General features: G+C 41.1%; 22 protein-coding genes. 7 read left to right on the top strand and 15 right to left on the bottom strand.

From position 1 onward, the window contains the following. Positions 1-1,694: calcium-binding protein (locus tag V7L12_RS00760; protein ID WP_335081183.1), on the top strand; the 1,694-nt coding region annotated here is incomplete at its 5' end. A gap of 67 nt (positions 1,695-1,761) precedes the next feature. Here V7L12_RS00760 and V7L12_RS00755 read toward each other — a convergent pair. The 5 genes from V7L12_RS00755 to V7L12_RS00735 all read right to left on the bottom strand — a co-directional run bounded on the left by V7L12_RS00755 (position 1,762) and on the right by V7L12_RS00735 (position 6,177). After that, a complete protein-coding gene (locus V7L12_RS00755) occupies positions 1,762-2,676 on the bottom strand; it encodes a DUF1338 domain-containing protein (protein WP_335081181.1) in 915 nt (304 codons plus the stop codon). 178 nt (positions 2,677-2,854) lie between these two features. Then, complete coding sequence (locus tag V7L12_RS00750; protein WP_335081178.1) at positions 2,855-4,186, bottom strand: acetyl ornithine aminotransferase family protein; 1,332 nt, start codon at positions 4,184-4,186, stop codon at positions 2,855-2,857. 277 nt (positions 4,187-4,463) lie between these two features. Then, positions 4,464-5,030 carry a DUF2808 domain-containing protein gene (locus V7L12_RS00745; protein WP_335081176.1) on the bottom strand — a complete coding sequence of 189 codons (567 nt, stop codon included), beginning with the start codon at positions 5,028-5,030 and terminating at the stop codon, positions 4,464-4,466. Between the two features lie 29 nt (positions 5,031-5,059). After that, positions 5,060-5,491, bottom strand: a complete 432-nt coding sequence (locus tag V7L12_RS00740; protein ID WP_334823229.1) for a DoxX family protein — start codon at positions 5,489-5,491, stop codon at positions 5,060-5,062. Between the two features lie 305 nt (positions 5,492-5,796). Continuing rightward, positions 5,797-6,177 carry a Spx/MgsR family RNA polymerase-binding regulatory protein gene (locus V7L12_RS00735; protein WP_335081173.1) on the bottom strand — a complete coding sequence of 127 codons (381 nt, stop codon included), beginning with the start codon at positions 6,175-6,177 and terminating at the stop codon, positions 5,797-5,799. A 211-nt stretch (positions 6,178-6,388) separates the two neighbouring features. Here V7L12_RS00735 and V7L12_RS00730 point away from each other — a divergent pair, with 211 nt between their 5' ends. Next, complete coding sequence (locus V7L12_RS00730) at positions 6,389-8,563, top strand: DEAD/DEAH box helicase (RefSeq protein WP_335081171.1); 2,175 nt, start codon at positions 6,389-6,391, stop codon at positions 8,561-8,563. Between the two features lie 29 nt (positions 8,564-8,592). On the opposite strand, the gene V7L12_RS00725 is transcribed toward V7L12_RS00730, so the two are convergent. The 6 genes from V7L12_RS00725 to V7L12_RS00700 form a co-directional block, all read right to left on the bottom strand. Beyond that, positions 8,593-9,378, bottom strand: coding sequence for an FHA domain-containing protein (locus V7L12_RS00725; RefSeq protein WP_335081169.1), 786 nt, complete (start codon positions 9,376-9,378; stop codon positions 8,593-8,595). Between the two features lie 495 nt (positions 9,379-9,873). Next, complete coding sequence (locus V7L12_RS00720) at positions 9,874-12,567, bottom strand: PAS domain S-box protein (protein WP_335081167.1); 2,694 nt, start codon at positions 12,565-12,567, stop codon at positions 9,874-9,876. A gap of 469 nt (positions 12,568-13,036) precedes the next feature. Further along, entirely contained in the window at positions 13,037-14,215 is a 1,179-nt protein-coding gene (locus V7L12_RS00715) for a DNA double-strand break repair nuclease NurA (RefSeq protein WP_335081165.1), read from the bottom strand. A gap of 172 nt (positions 14,216-14,387) precedes the next feature. Beyond that, positions 14,388-15,173 carry an HAD family hydrolase gene (locus V7L12_RS00710; protein ID WP_335081163.1) on the bottom strand — a complete coding sequence of 262 codons (786 nt, stop codon included), beginning with the start codon at positions 15,171-15,173 and terminating at the stop codon, positions 14,388-14,390. A gap of 138 nt (positions 15,174-15,311) precedes the next feature. Next, a complete protein-coding gene (locus V7L12_RS00705) occupies positions 15,312-15,539 on the bottom strand; it encodes a Rieske 2Fe-2S domain-containing protein (protein WP_335081161.1) in 228 nt (75 codons plus the stop codon). Next, positions 15,472-15,675 (bottom strand): hypothetical protein, encoded by a 204-nt coding sequence (locus V7L12_RS00700; RefSeq protein WP_335081199.1) that lies wholly within the window; start codon positions 15,673-15,675, stop codon positions 15,472-15,474. The genes V7L12_RS00705 and V7L12_RS00700 overlap by 68 nt, the downstream gene beginning before the upstream one ends. 536 nt (positions 15,676-16,211) lie before the next feature. On the opposite strand from V7L12_RS00700, the gene V7L12_RS00695 reads away from it, so the two are divergent. Then, the gene (locus V7L12_RS00695) at positions 16,212-16,541 is read left to right on the top strand and encodes a hypothetical protein (protein ID WP_334824547.1); all 330 of its coding nucleotides are present in this window, start codon (positions 16,212-16,214) and stop codon (positions 16,539-16,541) included. A gap of 685 nt (positions 16,542-17,226) precedes the next feature. Here V7L12_RS00695 and V7L12_RS00690 read toward each other — a convergent pair. Beyond that, complete coding sequence (locus V7L12_RS00690; RefSeq protein ID WP_335081157.1) at positions 17,227-18,015, bottom strand: RtcB family protein; 789 nt, start codon at positions 18,013-18,015, stop codon at positions 17,227-17,229. Continuing rightward, positions 17,948-18,691: an RtcB family protein gene (locus V7L12_RS00685; protein ID WP_335081155.1), complete on the bottom strand. Its 744-nt coding sequence runs from the start codon at positions 18,689-18,691 to the stop codon at positions 17,948-17,950. Before V7L12_RS00685 ends, V7L12_RS00690 begins: the two co-directional genes overlap by 68 nt. 419 nt (positions 18,692-19,110) lie before the next feature. Between V7L12_RS00685 and V7L12_RS00680 the strand changes: the two genes are divergently transcribed. From V7L12_RS00680 to V7L12_RS00670, 3 genes are all read left to right on the top strand, one after another. Then, complete coding sequence (locus V7L12_RS00680) at positions 19,111-19,305, top strand: heavy-metal-associated domain-containing protein (protein ID WP_094350009.1); 195 nt, start codon at positions 19,111-19,113, stop codon at positions 19,303-19,305. A 199-nt stretch (positions 19,306-19,504) separates the two neighbouring features. Then, a complete protein-coding gene (locus V7L12_RS00675) occupies positions 19,505-21,910 on the top strand; it encodes a heavy metal translocating P-type ATPase (RefSeq protein ID WP_335081152.1) in 2,406 nt (801 codons plus the stop codon). Between the two features lie 19 nt (positions 21,911-21,929). Beyond that, the gene (locus tag V7L12_RS00670) at positions 21,930-22,157 is read left to right on the top strand and encodes a hypothetical protein (RefSeq protein WP_335081150.1); all 228 of its coding nucleotides are present in this window, start codon (positions 21,930-21,932) and stop codon (positions 22,155-22,157) included. Positions 22,158-22,163: 6 nt separating this feature from the next. Here the strand turns inward: V7L12_RS00670 and V7L12_RS00665 are convergent, their stop codons facing one another. After that, the gene (locus V7L12_RS00665; protein WP_334824558.1) at positions 22,164-22,589 is read right to left on the bottom strand and encodes a heavy metal-responsive transcriptional regulator; all 426 of its coding nucleotides are present in this window, start codon (positions 22,587-22,589) and stop codon (positions 22,164-22,166) included. A gap of 346 nt (positions 22,590-22,935) precedes the next feature. On the opposite strand from V7L12_RS00665, the gene V7L12_RS00660 reads away from it, so the two are divergent. Continuing rightward, entirely contained in the window at positions 22,936-24,024 is a 1,089-nt protein-coding gene (locus V7L12_RS00660) for an aromatic ring-hydroxylating dioxygenase subunit alpha (protein ID WP_335081148.1), read from the top strand. A 614-nt stretch (positions 24,025-24,638) separates the two neighbouring features. Here V7L12_RS00660 and V7L12_RS00655 read toward each other — a convergent pair. Beyond that, positions 24,639-25,316 carry a hypothetical protein gene (locus tag V7L12_RS00655; protein WP_335081146.1) on the bottom strand — a complete coding sequence of 226 codons (678 nt, stop codon included), beginning with the start codon at positions 25,314-25,316 and terminating at the stop codon, positions 24,639-24,641. Positions 25,317-25,333: the final 17 nt, after the last annotated feature.

Here is a 25,333-nt window from a genome sequence, read left to right as displayed (position 1 = left end):
GCAAGAGCACAGGATGGAGCGCCACTCTCAACCTCTCTAACCTCAACGGCGCTAACGGCTTCGCTATCAACGGCATCAAGGAAGGTGACTACTCAAGCTCTGTCAGCAGTGCCGGAGATGTTAACTCAGACGGCATCGACGACCTGATTATCGGGGCAGAAGGTGCCGACCCCAACGGCGACTATTCTGGGCAGAGCTACGTGGTGTTTGGCAAGAGCACAGGATGGAGCGCCACTCTCAACCTCTCTAACCTCAACGGCGCTAACGGCTTCGCTATCAACGGCATCAAGGAAGGTGACTACTCAGGCCGCGTTTCTAGCAGTGCCGGAGATGTCAACTCAGACGGCATCGACGACCTGATTATCGGGGCAGAAGGTGCCTCCCCCAATGGCATCGCGTCAGGGCAGAGCTACGTGGTATTTGGCAAGAGCACAGAATGGAGCGCCACTCTCAACCTCTCTAACCTCAACGGTGCTAACGGCTTCGCTATCAACGGCATCAAGGAGTATGACTACTCAGGCTCCTCTGTCAGCAGTGCGGGAGATGTCAACTCAGACGGCATCGACGACCTGATTATCGGGGCAGAAGGTGCCGACCCCAACGCCTACTCTTCTGGGCAAAGCTATGTGTTGTTTGGCGGGACGAATATCGGCGGCACTCCTAAGCTCACAGGAACTCCCGGTGCAGACACTCTCCTCGGCACAATTGGCAACAATATCATCGACGGTAAAGCTGGTAACGATACCCTAACAGGCAACGGTGATTTAGATAAGTTTGTGATTCGCCCTGGCGATGGCAATGACATCATCACCGATTTTGATGGCGTAGGTAAAAGCAAAAAACCATCGCCAGATGGGATTGTTAACCCAGTCACAATTGTGATTCCTCAAGTAGACACGCTGAACTTTACAGGTAGTGGATTGACTGCTAAGAATCTGCAATTAACTCAAAATGCCAACAATCTAGAAGTCACTTTTGAAGATACAAGCAATACCAAAGTCATCCTGCAAAACTTTCAACTAGAAAACCTGGAAAATTTACCTGCGTCGGGTAGCGAACCAGCGCTCGGCAATATCCTGTTTGATAACCAGACCAACATCGTTGACAGTTTTGATGTCTTCGATGCCAACTCCACTCAAACTAACTTATTCAATAAAAACACAGTGACTTTCCTCAATGACCTTAACAATAACATCACAGGTTTTGACAACTCTGATGATGTGATTAATGGTCAGGGAGGTGATGACATCATCGATGGCAAGAGTGGCAACGATTATCTGCGTGGTGGCGCTGGCAATGATACCCTCATTGGTAGTGCAGGTAATAATACTCTTGTTGGCGGTGCTGGTGCTGATATATTCCTTTACAATACCAATGCTGCTTTTAACGGCTCTGTAATTGGTGTAGATATCATTAGTGACTTTAACAGTCTTGAAGGTGACAAGATTGTACTGGATAAGACTAGCTTTAATACAATTACTTCTGCTGCGGGAATAGGTTTTAGTAACACAAGTGATTTTGAAATCACTTCTTTTGCGGGGACTAGCATGGCGAAAATTGTCTATGACGCTGTGAGTGGACAATTGTTTTACAACCAAAATGGCAGCGCCGCTGGTTTTGGCAGTGGTGGTCTATTTGCAACTTTAACCAATGCGCCAACTCTGGCGGCATCTGATTTTGTGTTGCAAGCATAGTTCCGTTCAAAACACAAAACTACTAGCTCAGAACCTAGATATTGAATCCTTTACTAACACCTCTGGGCTATTTAGATAAACGAGTCATTTCAAACAATTGCTGGGCATTACTTCCTAAAAAAGCATCGAAAAGTACCTGCTTTCCAGATTCCACTTCTACTAGATAGCGCTGGGCAATTTCATAATAGGCGTAAGTCCAAGGGATTTGAATTTCTGCACCACTGTGATCATCTAACACTGTCACCATTTCCGTTACTGCTTGAGTTGCGGTTTGCCGCAAACCACAAGCAACATTTCCCTCTATCTCTGCTTTCATTGGTACACCCAGGTTAGCCAAAGCATTGGCGGTAGTATCAATATCTGGATATTCTGGGGTATTCTGTCCGTTAACGTAGCCTGTAAAGTGATTGACAGCATATCCGTGCAGCAATACCCAAGCCCCATACTGAGTAACCTGATTCACCTCTTCGACAACCGAACGCTGGGGAGGTAGCCAAGGGCGGGTGAAGACTTGCTGGAGTTGTTTGGCAATAGTTTCAAGGTTCCCGTCTTTTTGTAGAAGAGTAAGGGGTGAGGTCAGTTCGTCTGGGATTGAAGATACTGTTTTAAAGATGAGTTGGGCAATATTAGTAGGCAATTCATCGACAATCAACTCGCTGATAAACAACTTGGGTAAGTTAAATTCCTCTTGCTGCGGATGACGATAATGACGGGCGTACAAATGAGTTTGAGCAAAAGTATACTCTCCAGCCGCCACGTAACCCAAAGCTTCTGCAAGTTGCCCCAGGTGGTCAATTCCCAAGTTAAGTTGACTTTGTGGAGTATCTACTAATAAACGCAAAGACCGAAAGGCGAGGTGGTCGTTGGCGACAGTCCCACCAGCAGCAGTAATCATTTGCTGGTAAGTACGGGCATGATTTACCCTGGCGCTGTATTCTTGCCAAAGTAATTTCCATAAATTAAGGGCTATTTCAGGTTTCATAAAGTATTAGGGATTGGGGATTGGGCATGGGGCATTGGGTATTGGGCATGGGGCATTGGTTATTTCCTTCTCCCTTACTCCCCACTCCCTATGATTTTTTAAGAACTTACAGCTAATTTCAGGTAAATAGACCACGCGGTAGGGGCGCAAGGCCTTGCGCCCCTACAACAGATGTGGTTCAAATACATGAAAACTGCTGTAAAATCTCGCTGATAATCTCAAGGGCTATCTGAATTTGGTCGCTGTCGATAACTAGAGGGGGACAGAAACGAATTGCTGCTTTACCGCAACCTAGTAATAATAAACCCCGTAAAAAAGCTTCTTGAATAATGTGATCGCGCAATTTATGATCGAGATTACCCTGTTCATCCAATAAATCTACCGCTACCATCAAACCCTTACCTCGTGGCAACGATACTCTCCGAAATCTTTGATGCAACTGGGTAAGACTAGCTTGTAATAATTCTCCCATTTGGGTAGCGTTGGTCATCAAACCACTTTCTAGCAATCGCAGTGTGGCAATACCAGCAGCACAAGCTACGGGATTACCACCAAATGTGGTGGCGTGAGAACCGGGAGGCCAAGTCATCAACTCTGGTCTGGCAAGTATCGCTCCTAATGGCATACCACTGGCGATACCTTTAGCAGTAGTAATGATATCAGGCATCACACCCCAATGCTCGATCGCAAATAAGCGACCAGTCCGCCCCATCCCTGCTTGTACTTCATCCACTACCATCAGAATACCGTGGCGATCGCATATCTCCCGAATCCGCTGCAAAAAACCATCTTCGGGTACGATATACCCACCCTCTCCTTGAATCGCTTCGACAACGATCGCCGCTACTTCTTGCGGTGGTAAAATCGTCGTAAATAGCTGTTGTTCCAAGTAATCTAAGCTAGCGTGAGTGCCGTAGGGGATATGAGTCACCCCAGGAACTAAAGGCCCAAAATTAGCTCGTTGCACTGCTTTGGAACCAGTCAGAGACATTGCCCCATAAGTGCGTCCGTGAAATGCGCCTAAGAATGCTACGATTAGCGATCGCTTGGTGTAATATCGAGCTAGTTTGATTGCTCCTTCGTTGGATTCTGCCCCGGAATTGGTGAAAAATATCTTTGCAGGAAACGCAGTATCACTCTGTGGGTGGGGAAAGGGAGCGCGAATCGCTAATTGTTCCGCTAGTTCCACCATCGGCTCATAATAAAAATCTGTCCCTGACATGTGCAACAGACGCGCCGACTGTTCTTGAATTGCCTTGACGACTTCCGGGTGAGCGTGTCCAGTAGCGGTAACGGCAATACCTGCGGTCATATCCAGAAATACATTGCCATCCACATCTTCTACCATGCAGCCCTGACCGCGAGACACAACTAACGGGTAATCGCGGGTATAAGAAGGGGAAGTTACAGCGCGATCGCGTTGTACAATTGCTTGAGCGCGAGGCCCAGGTAAAGAAGTTACTAAACGGGGTATACGAGGTAAATTTAGTTTAATAGGAATACTTAACATAATTTTTTTCTATTTTTTAAAGATTACTGATGATTAAACGCTAAAGCTTGATTGCTTACAGTAGCATTTGATTCCATTGCTGTAATAATTACGTATTTACCGAAAAATCAGAGTACACGTCAGCGCTCAGGAAAAATACAGCTAATTTTTCCTGAATCTTCAGAAGTATTTAACGAAAAAGCTTGATGGTAAGCCGTTTCGTATTGTTTAAGACTCTTGCCCGTTTTTATAACACAACTTTTAGAAAATGTTCCCTACTCCCTATTCCCTATTCCCTCTATGGGAATAACCAACTTCCGCTATTGCTGTAGAACTGAAAGCGTCCAAAGCCAAGAAATTGACCGTGAGACTTTTCACCCACAGGGAATGCTGTAACACCCAATAAGTAAACACCAGAAAAGCTTGGATTACTCACAGGGCGGAGGGCGATTGTAATTGTCTGTCCTGGAGTTACAGGCGGGTCAAAGTTTACAGAAACCGTGCGTGTGTCGCGCTCGTTTGTGACTGGGCCTAGTTTCAGTTGTGTTTCTTTGCGAGCGCGTGTTCCGACAAATGCACGGGTATCATCAAGATTGTAGCGGATGTTTTCTGCTCCCTCTTTTTGGGCGATCGTTACCTTCTGGAGGGATTCTCCAGCATTTTCCGGCACATTGATGGTGAAATAGTAAGTTGCGCTCAAAACATTAACATCTTTGTAAGTAGTTGTCGCTTCAACAAGTTTCGGCGGTTGGACGAAATAGACTAGGCCATCTCTAAGCTGCACAGCTTGAGTCACCGGAAGCGTAACTTCTGCAATGCCTATTGCTAACGAGAGTGTTATTCCAAATAAAGTTGCAAGGCGCATGATTCAGATATAAAAAAACGCACTTATTCTCATTCTAGTTCCTTGGGAATCATTGACTTAGGAATGATAGAAGCTTGTTTTTCCCCAAACGAAGACTTTGTATACCACCAAGCCCAAGCAATTAAAACGGCTTGAAAAGGAAGTCTAACTACGTGTACCCAAGGTGAGTTTGGTATATGTTCTAGCTGAATGTGATTAACCGCCATATTGATATTGGCAGGGAAAACCGCAATAAAAAGAGCAATAAGTCCCCAAGCAGCAGCTTGACTTACAGGCGGAACTAATAACCCAATACCACCCAAAATTTCATAAAAGCCACTGAGATAAACTAATCCTAAAGGGTAAGGAAGTTGGGGTGGCATAATTTTGACATAAGGTTCTGGAATCACAAAGTGTGTCACTCCAACCACAATGATGGATATAGCAAGGATGACACGTAATATTTCCTTATACTTCTTCATAGTTTTTGCCTCATTATATACTTGCTCTATTACTTCAGTTTGACTGACGAATCTTAATCTGCATTGAGTCAATAGGAGTAAAAATCGACAAAATTTTCCAAAGTACTTACAAAAGCGATCGCAAGTATAAGTATAACTATCGCGCTATACCGTTTCTCGGTTAAGTGAGGTACAAGAACCCCACACCCAACCCCCTCCCCGCTGTTTCGTAAGAGTGGGGTATGATGTAACTTGCTATAATAATGCCAATAATAGTATAGTTTCCCCTAGTTTTAACTATGGGGAAACTCAGCGCGGGTTAAACCTTAGCTATCCGCTAACAGCACTCCTGAAGTTAAATCTAATTTTTCTCGAACTATTCCCTCATCTCTAAAGCCAACCAGCACAGCTGTTCCATCTTTGACGAAAAGTGGACGTTTGAGCAGCATTGCGTCGTGAGTGAATGCATCAACCCACTGTTCATCAGCCCAAGTCTTCTTTTCATCTCCTAAAGCGCGGTAGGATTGACCGCAGGTGTTTCGCATGGGAGCAAAACCCAAAGACTTTACCCAGTTTTGAATCATCTCACGAGTCGGCGGAGTATCTTTGGTGTTGATAAACTCATGGTTAATGTTGTTGTGTTGGAGCCACGTCAAAGCTTTTTTGCAAGTGCTGCAATTGGGAATTCCGTAGACTTGAATAGACATAAAAGAATTAAGCAACAATCTCTATATATAGACATAGCAGGTGGAACTTCTACTACCAATGCTCTTGTTTTTGAATCTCTACGACAGAATTTTAAGGGTAGCGATCGCTTTTAGCAATCGGTAATTCCAAGCATGGAACTCGTTGATCCATGATTCGAGGGTTCTGAAATACCAAGGAGTACTTTTACTAAAACTTTTATTCATAAAAAATATGAGCGATGCCTTTAGCCGACTTGCACCCTTCATCCAAGAATATATTTATCATCACCAGTGGACTGAATTACGTCCAGTTCAAATTGCCGCTTGTCAAGTTATATTTGACACTGATGCTCACTTGCTAGTTACTGCTGCAACTGCTGCTGGTAAAACAGAAGCAGCCTTTCTACCAGTTTTGACTCTATTACATGCCAACCCTGCTGCCACAATTGGCGCATTATATATTAGTCCAATCAAAGCTTTAATTAACGATCAATTTGAGCGTCTCAACGACTTACTCAAAGAAGCAGATATTCCAGTTTGGCACTGGCACGGCGATGTTTCACAAACTCGAAAAAACAAGCTTTTAAAGAATCCTCAAGGCATTCTCCAAATTACCCCAGAATCTCTAGAAAGTCTGTTAATTAACAAAAATAACGACTTACTTCGCTTATTTGGTGATTTAAGATTTGTGATCATTGATGAAATTCACGCCTTTATGGGTTCAGAACGCGGTTGTCAAATTATTTGCCAATTACAACGTTTAGCAAAGTTGACGCAAAAACAACCGCGTCGTATTGGTTTGTCGGCAACTCTTGGTGATTACTCAATAGCTGAAAATTGGCTGCGATCGGGAACAGATAAGCCAGTAATTACACCAAAAATTGACGGTATAAAACGCCAAATCAAAATAGCTGTAGAACATTTTTATATTACTGATGAAGTAGATGAATCAGAGGCGACAGCTGATGAACAATATATTTTCAACCTTAGCAAGTCTCGCAAATGTCTGATATTTGCTAATAATCGCACACGAACCGAATCTGTAATTGCATCTTTGCGACAAATTGCCACAGAACAAGGATTACCAGATATATATCATGTGCATCATGGGAGCATATCTGCTAGCTTGCGGCAAGCTGCTGAAAATGCGATGCGTGAACCCAACAATCCAGCTGTTACTGCCGCCACTCTGACTCTAGAATTAGGCATAGATATCGGTTATCTAGAGCGAGTGATTCAATTAGAATCACCCTTATCTGTAGCTAGCTTTTTACAGCGCTTGGGACGCAGTGGTAGAAGAGGTGAAGCTGCTGATATGCGTTTTGTATGCGCTGAAGAGAAGCCATTACCAGAAGCTTCTCTGCCAGAACAAATCCCCTGGCAACTTTTACAGTGTATTGCGATAATTCAACTTTATTTAGAGGAACAATGGATTGAACCAATCAGACCAATTAAATATCCTTTGAGTTTGCTTTATCACCAAACAATGAGTATTTTAACAGCAGCAGGGGAAATTTCAGCTAATGCCTTAGCTAAACAAATTTTTAGTCTGCCACCTTTTGCTGCGATTTCCCAAGAGGATTTACAACTATTACTACGCTATTTAATTGATATTGGTCATATTCAGCATACTGAACAAGGTAAATTAATCCTGGGTTTGGCAGGAGAAAAGGTGGTGAGAAAATTTCAGTTTTATGCTGTCTTTGCTGAACAGCAAGAATACATTGTTAAGCAAGGTTCAACAGAAATTGGCAGTATCGTTACGCCACTTCCTGTTGGTAATCAATTTGCTTTAGCTGGCAGAACTTGGGAAGTCGTAGAAGTTGACTTTCAAAAGAAGGCTATTTTTGTTAAGCAAGCTGAGGGTAAATCTAGTATTTATTGGCGTGGTGGTGGTGGGACTATTCATACCAAAGTTTTGCAACGAATGCAGCAAGTATTATTGGAAAATATTGAGTACAGTTACTTGCAAACAAATGCTTTGCAACGTTTACATCAAGTTCGCCAATTGGTGCAGCAAGTTGAATTAGATAAGCGGAATATTTTGCAACTGGAAAAAGGTAAATGCTGTATTTTTCCTTGGATGGGTACGGTTGCTTATCGCACCTTAGAAAGATTACTCAACTCGTACTGCCGAGAATCGTTGGAAATTACAAGTATTAGTGGAGTAAATCCCTATTATTTGACAATTAAATTAGGCAAGTATAAATTGAAATATCTTTATCGGGAGATTACTTCCTTGTGCGAAAAAAGAATTACATCAGAAGATTTAGTTAGGACTTCAGAAGCACCGAAAATTCAAAAATATGATGGTTTTATTCCTCATCCACTTTTATGGAAAGCTTTTGTTAATGATTATTTGGATATGACAGAACTGAAACAGCAAGTGGCATTGTGGAGAGAATAAAAAGATAATTTGAAATTATTTAAAATAAGCTATTTTTTAATTAGTTCCTGGAGCGAGCGCAAATCATAATTTAAGATTTTTCCGGTATTCAAAAGTTGATATCCGGCAAAAAATAAAGCAGATGCTGTCACAACAACTAAAAGATTAACTGACGCGAACACATTCCCAGTAAAAGTTATGACTACAATTCCTAGCGCTATCAAAACCCATCCTAAGTTAGGGTTTATTCGCTGCTGACAAAGGACGAAAATACCGGAAATACATAGTAATAAACCAGGAATACCAAAAAATATACCAACACGAATATTTGCAGTTAAAATGATGATGCCTGCAACCATCAAAGCAAAGCCTATATACCTGGTTGTTTGATTCACCGGAGTTTGTTTACTGTTCAGAGCAATTTGAGCCTGCATTTTTGTATAACTTGCAAGAGGAAGAAGATTTTGTTGAGATTGGATCTTATCTTGAAATATAAATGTAACTTTTTCTCCTTGACCAAGGTCTATTTTATCTCCTATATTTATTTGGCAGGGTGTTCTAGGTTCTAATCTAGTGTTGTTGACAAATGTCCCATTATAACTTCTTAAATCTTCAATAAAGTAATTATTTATATGGATTTGAATTCGTGCATGAATGCGAGAAACTACATCTACATCTGGCAAGTTAGAAACATCAATATCCGGCGGAATTTGGTCATTGGGTTTACCGATATGAAACACCGCAGTATTTGGTGGTAACTCAAAAGCAGTGTTGGTTTGGACATGAAAAAGCTCTAAACTCAGTCCTATAGCGTTGGATGTACTTAAATTTTGCATAGCTTTTAGTCAATAATTTCTCTAGACTTTTGATTCTTGCAAATTAGTAGACAATTTAAATCCGTTATGGCTTACCGATTCCCCCATCTGATGCAAAGGAATCTCAATCCAAACAAAACTCTATAGTAACGAGCCACGGTGCTACTAAGCACTTGTTCATAAAATTCAATTTAAATTATAGATAAGTAAGTCGGTGAGAATAATTCAAACTATATTAACTAATGTAAAAAATATTCAAATTATTTTGTACTGAGGGCTTCAGTCCTCAAAGTAGGGCTAAAGCCCTCACTACAAACCTTTAATTATTTACGTCGTCCTACTTAGTTGATCTTAGAGTACCGAACGACTAACTCACCTTAGTCCACATGAGCAGACTAAGGTCAGTTATCAGTTACGCATAACATGTGAGCAGAGGGCTATTTACATATTTTTTCTTAAACAAATGTCAAAGTACAGCTTTGTGTAAAATCGTGGTGTTTTTAAATGTAGAGTATTTTAAATTGGAATGTGAATCCAGAATTCTGTGCCTTTTCCTGGTTCTGATACACAATTCAAAATTCCACCATGTTTTTCTACTACAATTTGGTAGCTAATTGACAATCCTAGACCTGTTCCCTTTCCTACCTCTTTTGTGGTAAAAAATGGATCAAATAACCGCTTTTTAATGTCTTCTACCATTCCTAATCCGTTGTCAGCAATTCGGATGACAACAAATTTGCTCTCTAAAATTTCAGTATGAATTATAATTTGCGGTTTATGATTTGTTTTTATCCTGACCATTGATTCTTCTAATGCATCGATAGCATTAGTTAAAATATTCATAAATACTTGATTAAGCTGCCCAGGATAGCAATCAACTAAAGGCAAATCACCATATTCTTTAACTATAGATATATTTAAACCAATTCCATTATTTTTCCAACGGTGATGCAAAATTAATAATGTATTTTCAATTCCTTCATGAATGTCAACTAGTTTTTTGTCTGCTTCATCATGACGAGAAAAATTTCGCAATCCCAAAACAATTTCACGAATACGATTAGTACCCATATTCATCGAGGATAGGAGTTTAGAAAGATCGCTAGTAATGAATTCCAAATCAATTTTTTCAGCGAAATCTTCAATTTCTAGTTTCGCTTGGGGATAATGTTGCTGATAAAGGTGCAAGAGAGTTAACATCTCTTGAAAGTATTCGTTAGCATAGGTTAAGTTACCATGAATAAAACTAACTGGATTGTTAATTTCATGGGCCACTCCAGCGACTAATTGTCCTAAGCTAGACATTTTTTCATTCTGGATCAGTTGAGATTGAGTTTGTTGCAATTTATGCAAGGTTTCGGTGAGTTTTTCAGCTTGAGTTTGAGCCTCTAAAGTAGCAGCGCGACTTTGGGTATAAAGTTGTGCATGATCGATGGCGATCGCTAGTTGATCGCAAACAGCTTGTAGCAGGCTAATTTCACTGTTATTCCAAACGCGATCGCCACTACAATGACTGCACACAATTGCCCCAATCTCACCGGAATTACTCTTAACTGGTAGCATTAGTTGAGATGTGATCCCAAACTCAGTTAAAAGTTCTTGCATATCATAATCAAGTGATGATTTGCTATTAATATTTTCTATACAAATTAGCTCTTGAGAGAGAAGAGTTTGGGTTAAAAAAGTACTTTTTTGCAGTGGAATACTGCCTAACATACTTGCCAAGTTAGGGTTTCGCGCTTCATAGCTAATAGTCAGGCTTGGTTGAGATGGATGCGGTAAATAAGAAAGAAAGTAGCAACGGTCAATTTGTAATAAGCTGCGAATTTCATTCACAGCAGTTTCTAGAATCATATCTAGGTTAAGAGAACTGCGGATTTGGCTAGCTAAACGCAGTAATAAGGCTTCCCGACGACTGAAGAGTTCTTCTCGCGCCCAGATTCGGTCAATAGCTACAGCAATATTATTAGCAATCCAATTTAATAGGTTATGAGTTGGTTCGCTAAATAATTGCTTGCTAAATAAAGCGATTATACCGATTATTTGCTGCTCTACTATCAGAGGATAAGCAGAAAATCGAGAAATTGAAGATGTCGAATCAATAAGTTTGTCTGAATGATGAATTGATAGTTCTTCGTTAAAAATAGCTTGATGATTTTGAATCATTAAGCCAATAATATTATTGACTAAAGCGATATGCTCTGGGAAATCTTGGGTATCGCTCAAAGCACTACAAGTAATATCTGTGCAATGAACGCCAGCTTGCAATTGTAGCTGCCTTGTCTGGCGTTCAAATGTCCAAATACAAACAAAGCCGATATCAAGGTATTGGGAAATAGTATTTGTACAATTTTGCAGAATTTCTGGAAGTGTGCCACTTTGAGATAAAGCTAAACTGACTTCTGCACTCAATGCCGACAAGCGCGATCGCTCCAATAAAGCTAACTCTGAAAGCTTGCGCTGTGTAATATCTGTACGAATTGATACATATTGATAGGGTTTTCCATCTTGTCCCAACATTGGAGCGATCAAAGTATCTACCCAATAAAAAGTTCCATCCTTAGCTTTATTTTGAATTTCTCCTTTCCAGATTTTCCCTTGGACGATAGTTTTCCATAAGGTTGTAAAAAATTCTTTTGTGTGGTATCCAGAATTGATGATTCGATGATCTTGTCCTAGAAGTTCTTCTGGAGAATATTGAGAAACTTCACAAAATAGGTCATTGACATAGGTTATTCTTCCAGCTCTATCAGTAATAGCTACCAGTGAATGGGCATTTAAGGCAAATTTAAAAGCTTCTAATTCTTGGATAGAATTTTTTAATGCTATCTCATTCTCTTTGTTAAGAGTTATGTCACGAGCTACTGCATAAATCAACTTTTCTTCACTGAAACCAGTCGCATTCCACGATAGCCATTTGTAAGAACCATCCTGACAAAGATAGCGATTTTCAAAGCTAACTGCATCTACAGATTGTGTAATTTTTTGGGCTGCTACAATAGTGGATTCACGGTCTTCAGGGTGAATAAATTCGATAAAGGGTTTAGCAACAAGTTCATGAATTGACCAACCTAGTGTTTTTGTCCATACCGGATTTAAATACTTAAAATAACCATCAAAGTTAGCAATACACAATAAATCTATAGAGAGGTAGAAAAATCGAGAGTATTTTTCTTCAGATTTTTTATACTCAGATTTAACTAGTTTCATCAGTTTTTTAGGTATGAATCTTTTTGGAGGAAGCTTAAATAAGTTAGTACGTTTTTTCTGAAGTTTCACAACCATTTTGATAGGATATATCAATATAGAGAATCACCTAATTATCAGTTATGACGAAGACTGTTTCGCTTACGAATTAAAACGTAGTTAACTTAATGTAGATCCAATAAGTATCTACTAGTTTCTACTAAGTAAACTAGCTAGCGATGGACTTATTTCTCTACTAAATAAAGGTTTCCCTAAAAAGCTGTAAAGTAAACATTTATATTTTAAATTTAAGATAAGAAGTGTTACGTAAACTGAATTAATCTGAATTTTTATCTGTAATTGTCCTTAAGTAGCTAAGGCATTAGTACCGCAAAGCGTAATTCGTAGTTAAGAATTCTATTACGAATTACGTTAGCGTTAGCGAAGCGGCAGCCAGGTACGAGCGTCCGTAGGAGCGTCATTACAAATTATTTTAAGCAATACTCCCACGCTTTCTGGCTTCTTTGTAGGAAGTTCCCACGTTTTTCAAACCAGCTTTAATCATTTGTTGTTCGAGAAGAGCAAAGAAACGCGCTCTATCGCCACCTTTGACTACTGCTTGATTATGCGCTTCAGCGATCGCTACAGGATAACCATACCCTTTTTGAACTTGTGCTAACATCAGTCCCAGTGCTTGATCTAACATGGTTGCATTCTCTGCTACCCATGCCGGAACTTCGATTCGGGCGATTTCAGTGCCAACGTGGACATAGCAAAAGTAAATTGTTTGATCGCCGTAGAGTTCGAGAATGGGGGAATTGCTGCGCCACAAGGTACTACGTTGTCCTGGTTTGAGTCTGGTTGCCCAAACAGAAGTATCTCGCAACTGTTCAAAAATTTTACAAGGTACTTTTTCTAGCTGATTTGGGCAATGACTTTTACAGTCTGGCGCTGGATGGGGACAAGCTAATAACCGTAAAAAGTTCATGGTTTCGATGCTGCGAGAGGCGCTAAGATAGCCCATTAAAGGAATTTTCGCCTCACGCATCTGCTGCCAAGCTTCTAGGATGGGGGGTAAAATGCGATCGCGTGCATCCATCGGCAATTGTTCTAAAAACCAGTAAATTAGCGAACCATCTACCATTGCTAGCGCTGGCGTTTCCCCTTGTGCTGCATCACACGCAAGTTCTGCTAACACCGTTGTTTCTGAAGCAGTGCGGCGAAAACTCATCCATTCCTCAGTTCTAATTCCCCACTGCCGAGACATATATAAATCTTCTGGGCGGTAAAATACTTCTGGCAAACTATCGAGTAGCGGATGGCGATTTTGTCCGTAGTGCAAGACGACTCTGCCAATATTTAGCAGATAACAGTAAGCAATTTCGTGATGATTGGGGGCAATTTGGGAACCATCGGTAGCGATGACAGTATGAATTTTTGGCGGAACAGGGATATTAATGCAGGTTTCTAGTGGTTCTATTGGGGTAGCATTAGCAAAGAGAATGCGATCGCGCCATTTTTCCTGGCGATCGATTAAATCTTGTTGACACTCGTAAGCATTTTTTAAATGTTGTTGTGCCAGTTCTAAACGCTGACGACTGGCAGCAGCTTCTAAGGTAAGATGCTGACTTAAACCCTGCATTTGTCGCGCCAGTTTTGTTAGGTCAAGCATAAAAGTAAGTGCGATGTGAGGAGTGAATACTTATGAGTTATTATTTCACCTAAATTTACAAAACACATAGTTTGATTTATATAGATACGTCAATAAATTAAATATGCGTTATTCAAAACCCTAGTAGAGACGTAGCACTGCTACGTCTCTCTTTAACTAGATATTTAATAGATTAAAGCCAAGCTGAGAAATCCTTGGCAAACTGAGAAAGTGATAATAACTGAATTCGCGGATCATTTTGGGCAACTTCCCTTTCTGCTTGGGTATTATAGCCCCAGTCTGCAAGGAAAAGTTTCATATCCGCAAGGTCTGCTTGCTGTTGGACTAACTGTAATGCCTTGAGTCTATCTTCTACAAACCAGAGACTAACTGGCTTGTCTCCTGCTGACTGGATTAATTCTCGCAAAATATCATATTTTGGACGCTTGACTTCTTTCCCAAAAATTGCTTTCGGTGGTAAATTCACCCCTTCTTGTTGCAGCAACTGCTGCACAAAACGCCCTTCTTTAGTTGTCACAATGAATAGCTTAACTCCACTGTCAACAGTTAATTTGATTTTTTCTACTACACCCGGATAAAATCTATGCAGACTCAGCCAACCACCTAAATCCGTGGTAATCCATTGATCTCGCTGTTGATCTAGTTTCGCAGCAATTTCTTTTGCTTGTAGCTTGTCATCTAACAAAACTTGTGGGGCGATACTTGCCCATTCATGAAGAATCTTCTCATCAGCAATTCCATCTAACAAAGCTTTAATTAAAACGGGCATTTCCCAACCAGTTTCAATAACAGGGCGTAGACGATAGAATCTTAAAGCTAAATCATCTGGTGGTGTGTCATTAGTAGGAGACCAAATTTCACAGTAGGTACGCCATGCTACCTCAAAATATTCAATTAATCCGTCGCAAATCACTCCATCAAAGTCCAGGGCTAAAATTTTGGGACTACTTGTGGTCATTGGTTTGAGAATGAAACTGCTGTTGTCAGCTTACCCGACAAATTTAAATCATGCAGTAATTTTTGTTAGTCTTTTATAATTCATAAATTTGCTGAAAAAGTATGGTGGCATTGTTAAATTTGATTTTTTACTCGTAGGTTAACGAGGATCTACAGCAGGTTTGCGATCAACTAAACGAATTTGGTTTTGCTTGACTACTACAGTGATTAGTGGTATAGAGCGTTTAGCCGGACCATGAACAACTCGACCCTGAGAATTGTATTGAGAACCATGACAAGGACAAATAAAGTGATTCTTCTCAAGATCCCACTCGACTGTACATCCTAAAGAGTTGGGTGCAGATTGGACTGATAGCGTACTCAGCAATCTGTGGCCCGTCTTGAATAATCAGATAATCAACGCTACGATCTGGCAAGCCTTTTACCAGAATTGGAATTCCTGACTTTGCGGTTGCTAATAGTGCATTAGCCTCAATTTGCTTGCCATCTTCAGCCAGTGCCACCGATCCTGGAAGATAATTTTGACTAGCGTGAATTCTTTGGATAAAGTGAGCAAAGGGTTTCTAGGTCTATCTCACGACTTTGGCTGACTTTGGGAATATAGATATCCGATAGCTACTGATACAACTGTAGTACCTGGCATATAGGTTAAAAAATCCCGGCGCGTTTTTATCCTCGTTGGATTTTTGCCATTAGTAGAATAATATTCCATGATGATTCGATTTACCAAGAAAGGTCTACTAATATACTACGGTGGGATCGCATTAATATTAATGTACGTTTGTGTTTGCTATGGGTTAATTTTCATAAAATTTGCTTTTTTTAAGAGTTGCGCCTGAACTGTAGTTTTTAATTATTATTTATTCCTGGAGTATGAGGTTATTTATAAGCCTCAGAGCTAGGCTATAACCTAAGATATGTTCCTCACAAAATCTCTTCAAAATATATTCACAAACTCTCTCCAGAGAAAGAACTCTTTATACCTTTAATTTTTTAAGCTGTTGTTAGTCGAGTTCCATATTTAATAACTGAAAGCGCCATGAGTGAGAAAAATCAAGAAAATCAAATTAATCAACCAGTAACTGAAGATCGGGATTCTCGTGAGTTAGACGTGAACAAAGAAAATTTAACCGCGAATCCAGGAGATAGAATTTCTGATAAGCCTCAATCAATTGAAGAGAAGGCTAAACAGGCAGCGGTTGATGATGTACCAGACATTACAGGCGAGAGAATTTCAGTCCCAACTTACTTCGTTGTAGATGAACCCGACGGCGAAAAAAAGGCACTTCACCATGTTAAAGATGCTGAAGAGATTTCCGACGTAATTCGGCAAATGCGACTTGACGAAAATGGAAATCGAATTTGGTAGTAGTTGTTTATGGAAGACGCAGAGAGACGGAGAAGTTATCAAATACTTTCTCCGTTTTTTTGCATCTCCTACTCACTGGATCTTCTTTGTGCTTGTACAAATTCCTAGTCTGGATAAGCTTCAGCAAATGCCCGCACATACTTGAAGTTGTGAACCGGAAATCCTTCATCTCTGGAAAAGCTTTCTGCGAGTCATCTGTCAGACGATTAATAACTTTTGTGCCCCAACCATGCTGCTGTTAGCGATTAAGAATATCTCGAAATCATGGTTTCCATACTCAATGCCAGTATTTACACAAAAGCGAGTGCCAAAACTTCAACGTATTTTCATGTAAAATATTTTTTTGCGCTCAAAGAGCGATCGCAAGTGTTGGGATAATCAACACAATCCCATGTTTTGAATGAAGATTGCACTCAGAAAGTATACAAATAATTAGAACAATTGCCTAATTTGACAAAATAGGCTAATAGTCTTGGAATCAGATAAAAATGGATCTGTAACGCCGTGTGTAACTTTTACTCAAACCTAACCTCCCAGCCCCTTTCATTTGCTGATTGCAAAATAATCATCATTATATGCAGTTATCGCATTAACACGGATTTACTATAGCTTCACAGATGCGATTCTAAATGAGGGAATAAAGATGGATACCCCTGGTAAACACCAGGGGCTTTTTATTTGGCAGCTACGCCTTAAACGTCAACACCGGACTCAATCGCGCCACAACGTCTACCATTTCTGCTTCAACCTGCACATCAATCACAGACTGAATCGGTTTGTAGGCAGCAGGTGCTTCCTCAATTCGGCGTTCTTCACGCAGGGTGATGCAGTCTACCCCAGTTAATCCCAGTTCTGCTTCACTTTGAGATGCACCTTTACGACTGAGATCGAAGCGAGAACGAATTCTTCCCGCCCCATGTGACGCCGAATTACAAAATGCTGCATTGCCTCTACCTACCATCAGATAAGAATAAGCACCCATTGAACCAGGGATAATCACTGCTTGACCTAGATGGGCAGGACAAGCGCCCTTGCGTGTTACCCATCCTTCACCTTCTGCCAAGGTGATGTTATGGGGCAAGTCATAAACTAGAGGTGCTTCTACATCTTTGTATACTTCCCGCAAACGCAGACGTAGCAATTCTGCTAATAGCAGGCGATTGACAAAAGCATAGTTAGCAGCAGTGGCCTCAGCTTGCAGGTAACTAGCAACTAGTTCGGGGTGCGAATAAGTAGAGAGAGGAAAAATCTGAGAATCAGGATACTTCAAACCTTTTTGCCAAGTCGCCTTAGCTTTATCTCGCCACATTCCCCCAATAAACTTCCCCACGTTTCGAGAACCAGAGTGAATCATAAAAGCTAGCTGTCCCTTACGCACTCCCCAAGCGTGGGCAAGTAGGCGATTTTCAAACTTTATCAACCCGTTGCACTTCGACAAAATGATTACCGCCGCCAATGGTTGCCAGTCCGCCATCGCGTACTAGTCCAGTATCAGGAACCAATTCTTCAGGCGCTAGTTTCCAGTTACCATCCATTGAACCACCTAAGAAGATGCGTTCGCTCCTGGCGTTGGCGGAGCCATCGCTCTCTTGGGCAAGTTGCTGCAAATCAGATTTGACTACACTGCCTGTAGCCCGATCTAGCATGGCATCCAGCCAACCGGGAACACCGTATTGAAATAGAGCTTGCATTGCGTGAGCAGTCATCGTCACATCACGTGTACCGAAGAAGTAATCGCCCTTCATCCGTTCTACGAATTGGTCGCGCTTTGCCAGGAATTCCTCAATTGTCAAATCAACAACATGGAGGCGCATCCCACAATTGATGTCAGAACCGACAGCACCAGGAATGACCTGACCTACAGTTTCTATGACTGAACCAATGGCAACACCCGCATCACCTGGGTGAAAGTCAGGCGTAGCAGAGGCACGGCAAACGCATCCGCCTGACGGGTGGCGGACGCTTGCTAAATTTGCTAACTGCTTCAATGCTTTAGCTTCTACGGGAAAGTCTTCCGGTAGTAGTACTTCTGCTACAGGGGCATCAGGAGAATTAACTAAACGCACAGAATAAGTGCGATTTTTATAAGTTACATCTAAACCTTGCTGCTCTAAAGCACGCAGGAGACGTTTGAGATTTTTTGGCTGCATGAAAACTCCAAATAAGGTCTTAAAAAAGACCCTTTGTTGTGAAAAGATGAGGAGACTTGGGTTCAGCAGCCGCATCTCAATTAGTTCAGAGGATCATTTTCCCAAAATTGTGGGGAAAACAACAGGTTAATTCTGACTAAGGTGGTTATATATCCTTAATAACACACACTTTCATCGAATGACAAGTGTTTTGTAGTACGTTGTATTTTTGATGAGCAACGGTTACTCAGGCAAACCAAAGTTATAAAAAAATTTGAAGTTTAACGAAAAACTTTTAAAAATCTCTAGACTCTCCAGCCGGCTGGAGAGTCTAGGATAAATTCAAGGCGACTCTCAACCAGAAATTTCTGATGTGTGAGGGATACGTCTCAGTCATCCAGCTCGATCTGGCTAAGTTGTTCATTTTATCCCGTAAATCTATGACTCTCCAACTCACAGTTCCCAACATGGCTTGTTCTGCTTGTGCAAGCACCATCACCAAAACACTTCAGGCAGTCGATGCCAATGCTAGTGTTCAGGCCGATCCAACAACCAAGCTTGTCAGTGTAGAAACTCAGGCATCAGAAACAGCAATTAAGGAAGCATTGGCTGCTGCAGGTTATCCAGTTGCTTAATCTTTAAAAAAGAAAGGCAGGAGGCAGAAGGAATAATGCTCTGGAGCCTCCTGCCGCCTTAAGTCCCAATCAAAATTTATGATTTGGTGGCTTGGAATTAGATGGAGTTGAGAACAACAGATAATATATCTGCCTCCTGCCTCTTGCCTCCTGGCTCCTTCACGCTCCTCTCACACCAATCACAGGGGTTCATCTATTTATGGATACTCTCACACTCAAACTTCGAGGCATGAGTTGCGCTGCTTGCGCCAACAATATCGAAAAGGCAATTCGCTCTGTTTCTGGGGTAATTGACTGCAACGTTAACTTTGGAGCCGAACAAGCTACCATCAAGTACGATCGCTCTCTAGCGAATTTAGAGAAAATCCAAGCTGCGATCGCTGCTGCGGGATACTCTTCTGACTCACTCCAGGAAGAATTGCTCTTTGAAGAAGATGATGCTGAAAAAGCGAGTAGGCAAGCATTACAACGCCAACTCTCTCTCAAAGTAGTGGTGGGAGGTGTAATCAGCACTTTCCTACTTTTAGGATCGTTGCCCATGATGACTGGGCTAAATTTACCCTTAATTCCAAGTTTTCTTCAGAATCCTTGGGTGCAGTTAGTGCTGACAACACCCGTAATCTTTTGGTGTGGTGGATCTTTTTACCGGAATGGCTGGAAATCCCTCAAGCGCCATACGGCAACGATGGACACGTTAATTGCTTTAGGTACAAGTGCAGCCTATCTATATTCTTTGTTTGTCACCATTTTCCCAAGATTTTTTATTACTCAGGGCTTGATACCTCATATTTATTATGAAGTCGCCGCCATTGTCATTACCTTAATTTTGCTGGGGCGGTTGTTAGAAAATCGCGCTAGGGGACAAACTTCTGAAGCTATCCGCAAACTCATCGGACTGCAAGCTAGAGATGCCAGAGTTATCCGTGATGGTAGAGAAATTGATGTTCCCATCGCCGAAGTCAGAATCAACGATGTGATTTTAGTGCGTCCTGGTGAAAAGATTCCGGTGGATGGCGAAGTGATTGCAGGCGCTTCGACAGTAGATGAAGCGATGGTGACGGGTGAAAGTTTGCCAGTCAAAAAGCAGCCAGGAGATGAGGTGATTGGGGCGACGATTAACGGTGCGGGTGCATTTCAGTTTCGGGTGACACGAGTCGGAAATGATACATTTTTGGCTCAAATTGTCAAACTAGTGCAACAAGCACAAGGTTCTAAAGCACCAATTCAGCGTTTGGCAGATCAAGTGACAGGATGGTTTGTACCAGCTGTAATTGCGATCGCGATCGCTACTTTCGTGATTTGGTTTAATTTCACTGGCAACCTTACCCTCGCAACAATGACAACGGTGGGTGTACTGATTATCGCTTGTCCTTGTGCTTTGGGTTTAGCTACCCCCACATCTGTAATGGTGGGGACGGGCAAAGGTGCGGAAAATGGCATCTTGATTAAGGGTGCGGATAGCTTAGAACTAGCGCACAAAATTAAAACCATCGTTTTAGATAAAACCGGTACTTTGACTCAGGGTAAACCTACGGTTACAGACTTTGCAACTGTCAACGGCACAGCTAATGGTAATGAAACCCAGCTTTTACAAATAGCAGCAACGGTGGAACGCAATTCTGAGCATCCTTTAGCTGAAGCGGTTGTAAAATACGCCCAGTCTCAAGAAGTGAGTTTAATAGATGCAAAGAACTTCGTGGCTAATGCAGGTAGTGGTGTGCAAGCAGTTGTTTCAAATCAGCTTGTGCAAATTGGTACACAACGCTGGTTAGCAGAACTTGGAATTAACACCATGAGTCTCCAGCAATATAAAGATGCTTGGGAAGCGGCTGGTAAAACAGTCATTTTGATTGCTGTAGATGGCGAACTACAAGGAATAATGGGTATTGCCGATGCCCTCAAACCTTCGTCAGCAGCAGTGGTGAAAGCCTTACGGAAGTTAGGTTTAGAAGTAGTAATGCTTACCGGAGATAATCGTAAAACTGCTGATGCGATCGCTCTACAAGTTGGCATCCAGCGAATCTTTGCCGAAGTGCGTCCAGATCAGAAGGCGGCGATTATTCAAGCTTTGCAAGGGGAAATAGGGTACAGAGGGTCACAAAGAAAGAATTCTCATAAATTCTCACTCTTGACTCCTCACTCCTCACTCCTCACTCAGCACGGGCTAAACTTTAGCTATCCGCTAACAGCACGGGCTAAACGCCCCGCTACCGCTAATAGCACTCAGCACTCAATTGTCGCAATGGTAGGTGATGGGATAAATGATGCACCAGCGCTAGCACAGGCTGATGTGGGAATTGCCATTGGTACAGGAACAGATGTAGCGATCGCAGCTAGCGATATCACCCTAATTTCTGGAGATTTGCAAGGAATTGTGACAGCAATTCAACTTAGTCGCGCTACCATCAACAATATTAAGCAAAATCTCTTCTTTGCCTTTATTTACAATGTCATTGGTATTCCTATTGCGGCGGGAATTCTGTTCCCTATCTTTGGTTGGTTACTCAATCCAATTATCGCCGGGGCGGCGATGGCTCTTTCTTCGCTGTCTGTTGTTAGCAATGCCCTCAGATTGCGTAACTTTCAACCAAAAATTAGCTCATAATTGCAGGGTAATTTAGGAAATGTTCAGTCAAAAAACGCTTTGGGGAAGCCTGATAGCTTTAGTGCTTCTCACTGGAACATCAGGTATAACATTGGCAGAAATGCCAGCCCATTCATCAGAACAAACCAGCCAATTTCAACGTATTGAGCAACCTTTGGGCTTGAAAGTTGGTGTTGCGATCGCAGGTTTAGCTTTAATTGGACTAGAGTTGTGGTGGTTTCTTCTCTATAAAAGTCCTGATTCCTGATTGGTGTCAGTCCTGAGAGGTGTTTTGAATAATCGGACAAATTGTCTTCTCATAATGGTCGCTGATGTTCTTCCAGCCTGAAAGTAATCCTTTTATTTCAGAGCGTAAAGTTAAGAGCTGATCGATTTGGCGATCAATCTGCAAAACCTTCTCTTCAAGCTTTTCTTTGATTTCACCACAGGGAGTTTGCCCTTGGTCGTAAACCTGAAGAATATTTCCAATCTCTTCTAGGCTAAGACCAAGATTTTGCGCCCTTTTAATGAATGCTAGACGAGTTAGCACATCCAATGAAAACTGGCGAAAGCCTCCCTCTGTTCGTCTCAATGAATTGATTAAACCTAAACTCTCGTAATAACGAATTGTCCTGATGGGTATTCCAGTTAAATCTGTTACCTGACCAATTAAAAGCAGTTTTTTATCTTGAGTTAACATGGTAGATTTTCCTAACTCTTGTAATTATTATTACACATTTTGCTAAAGATCAAGTGCTTTGAGAGTTAAGCCAAATATTAGCATCAGTATTGAAACTTTTTATCTAATTAGAGATTTTACTAAGTTGTAAATTTTCAAATATCTATTCTAAATGGATATTTGGAATTTAGCTGATATTAAATTGGCATAATTTTGACATCTTTAATAATATTTGTTCAATATTTTACCTGATGATTTTTATCCATTTATTGGGTAGCTGTTTCTCATGGTACTGAAAGTAACTGTTTTTTTGAAGTTCCCATGTTACTTCTAGATCAACTGCTTCACTTCAAGTGAAACCATAAAAATGAATCTCAACTCGCAGACTTCTAGCTCAATCCGTAAACCTAAAATTTTCAATAATCCAGAGCGTTTTATTGAGGGATGGTATTGGGTAATACCCTCTCAAAATCTGCGGGTGGGTGAAGTAAAACCTGTCACGATTTTGGGTAGAGAATTAGTAATTTACCGTGGTAAAGATAAAAGAGTAGTTACCTTAGATGCCTACTGTCCACACATGGGCGCTCACCTTGCTGAAGGGAAAGTTGAGGGTAATGCACTACGTTGTTTTTTCCACCATTGGAAGTTTGATGCTGAGGGGATGTGTATTGATATCCCATGTTTAGATGTGCCGCCTTCCGTAAAGTTACAAACTTGGCCCACTGCTGAGAAGTATGGGATGATTTGGGTTTGGACTGGAGAAATACCACAACAACCTCTACCATTTGTTCCAGAGTTGGAACAGAAAGAGTGTGATGTAGCCATTCATTCCCACTTCTTGCTGAACTGTCACCCCAATGTGGTGATGATTAATGCGATTGATGCTCAACACCTCAATACAGTTCACCAATTGCCACTAGAAATTATTTTTGAAAGACACGAACTCAACGAGAATGCGATTATCTTCAGTAATACTACACCCATCAAAGACAATTTCTTTTTCATTAAGCTCATCCGTCTTTTCTACAAAAATGTTATAACTTACAGCATTTGCTATTGGTACGGTAGCATTGGCATTGTGACACTTGGCCCTGATTTTTTCCAAGTCCACATGATGGTTGCAGTTCGCCTCCACGAAGGGGGGAAAACTGAAGGTCAAGTTGTGTTGATGACTAAAAAACGTAAAGGAATTTTTGGTTGGTTATGCAATCGAGTTGTGCTATGGCTGACTAAGATTGCAGCTAAGTACTTTCTCATGGGTGACATCAAGATTCTTCAAACAATTCAGTTTGATTTGAAAACTCCTATTAAAGCAGATCACTCAATTATGCAGTTTATTAACCATGTTGAAAAACAGCAATCCCTAATGTGGGAGACTTGGAAAGAAGCGCGATCGCGCGATGTGGAGAGTAAGCCTAAGCGTGAGAGATGGCAAGATACAATGGGTAATGACTAATATCATGTCTATATGACAAGAATTCCGTCAGACTGCTGGGCCAAATAAACGCACATGATATCATAACTATTGTCAACAATCTTTGCAACACATGAATCGTTTGTAGGGGCGTATAGATGTACGCCTCTAGCAATGAATGTCTAGCAGATATTTGGCGAAATGGTATAACAATTAATAAAGGTTAAAAGTTCAACAAAGTTACTTTTAACTTTTAATCGATTTTTTACTGGACTACCAGATAAATAAAAAGAAGTGGCAAAGCCACTTCCTAATTCCCAGGTAGAACCTAAGTTATGAGTATAACGACTACAAAGAATTTAAATAGTATAAACAAACACCAATTAACTGAATATCTCTATTTTCCTTGTCTCTAGGTGAGTAAATCCTGATTTCCATGTACTAAATAACTGTATATTTACATAAATCTGATGATTGCAATCCAGACTCAATTTTATCCAGTTCATCGCTAAGATGTGCCAGTTTTGTCTGTTCATCAAGAAGCTACTGTTCTAATTGAAACTTAACTGCTTTACCAGCCTCAAAGCCTCAGTATGAGAACGTTGTCTTCATAGTTACTCTACGCCCTAGCAAGCAAACTAATGTTTAGTATATTACTACTCACTTGGATTCAATACAACGATAATTTCTGTAAGGCTAATTCCTAAAGGTTTCCAGTGGGGATTGCTGGAAGAAAAAGTACCATCCCCAGACACCGCTTGGTAGTCATTGGGGAACTTTTCAGAAGCATTAGGAGCCGTATCTACTCGTAAAATGAGTTTGCCTTGATAACGGGATAATTTACTAGTATCCAACAAAATCGTGCCACCGTAATCCCACGCCAATCCATAAAGTTTAAAATCACCTAATTTTCTACGTAATTCGCTCAAAGGGGTTCCAACACCGATACCTTCGCGGGTTTTCCAAGCTGAACCCAGGTTACGCACATCTAGGGGTTTGGTACGAGTATTATCACTCCAAACTACTAGCAGAGAGCGTCCCTGATTTAGATTTAACTGAGTAGCTGCAAAACTACCTATTCCTTCTGCACCAGAGATAGTTTTATCAACGAGATGGGATGCACCAAACAGTTTGACTAAATCCTGCTTGGTAGTTGTGCGTGTTATCGGCCCCACCCGTTCCCCAGGAACAATTAAGGTATCTTTTAAGGGTTGCAATTTAGCAACAGTAACTGGATGATTGATTTTTTGGGGTAGTGCAAAGGCTTGGTTGGCTGAATAATTTAGTAGTAAAGCTAAAGTCACTGTAGCAATACCTTTGATTGATGAATTCATCGATTCTATTTTGGGTA

The organism is Nostoc sp., from assembly GCF_036918245.1.
Taxonomy (GTDB): Bacteria; Cyanobacteriota; Cyanobacteriia; order Cyanobacteriales; family Nostocaceae; genus Nostoc.
The sequence above is the reverse complement of the archived record's forward strand: the minus strand, read 5'-3'. Positions and strand labels throughout refer to the sequence as shown.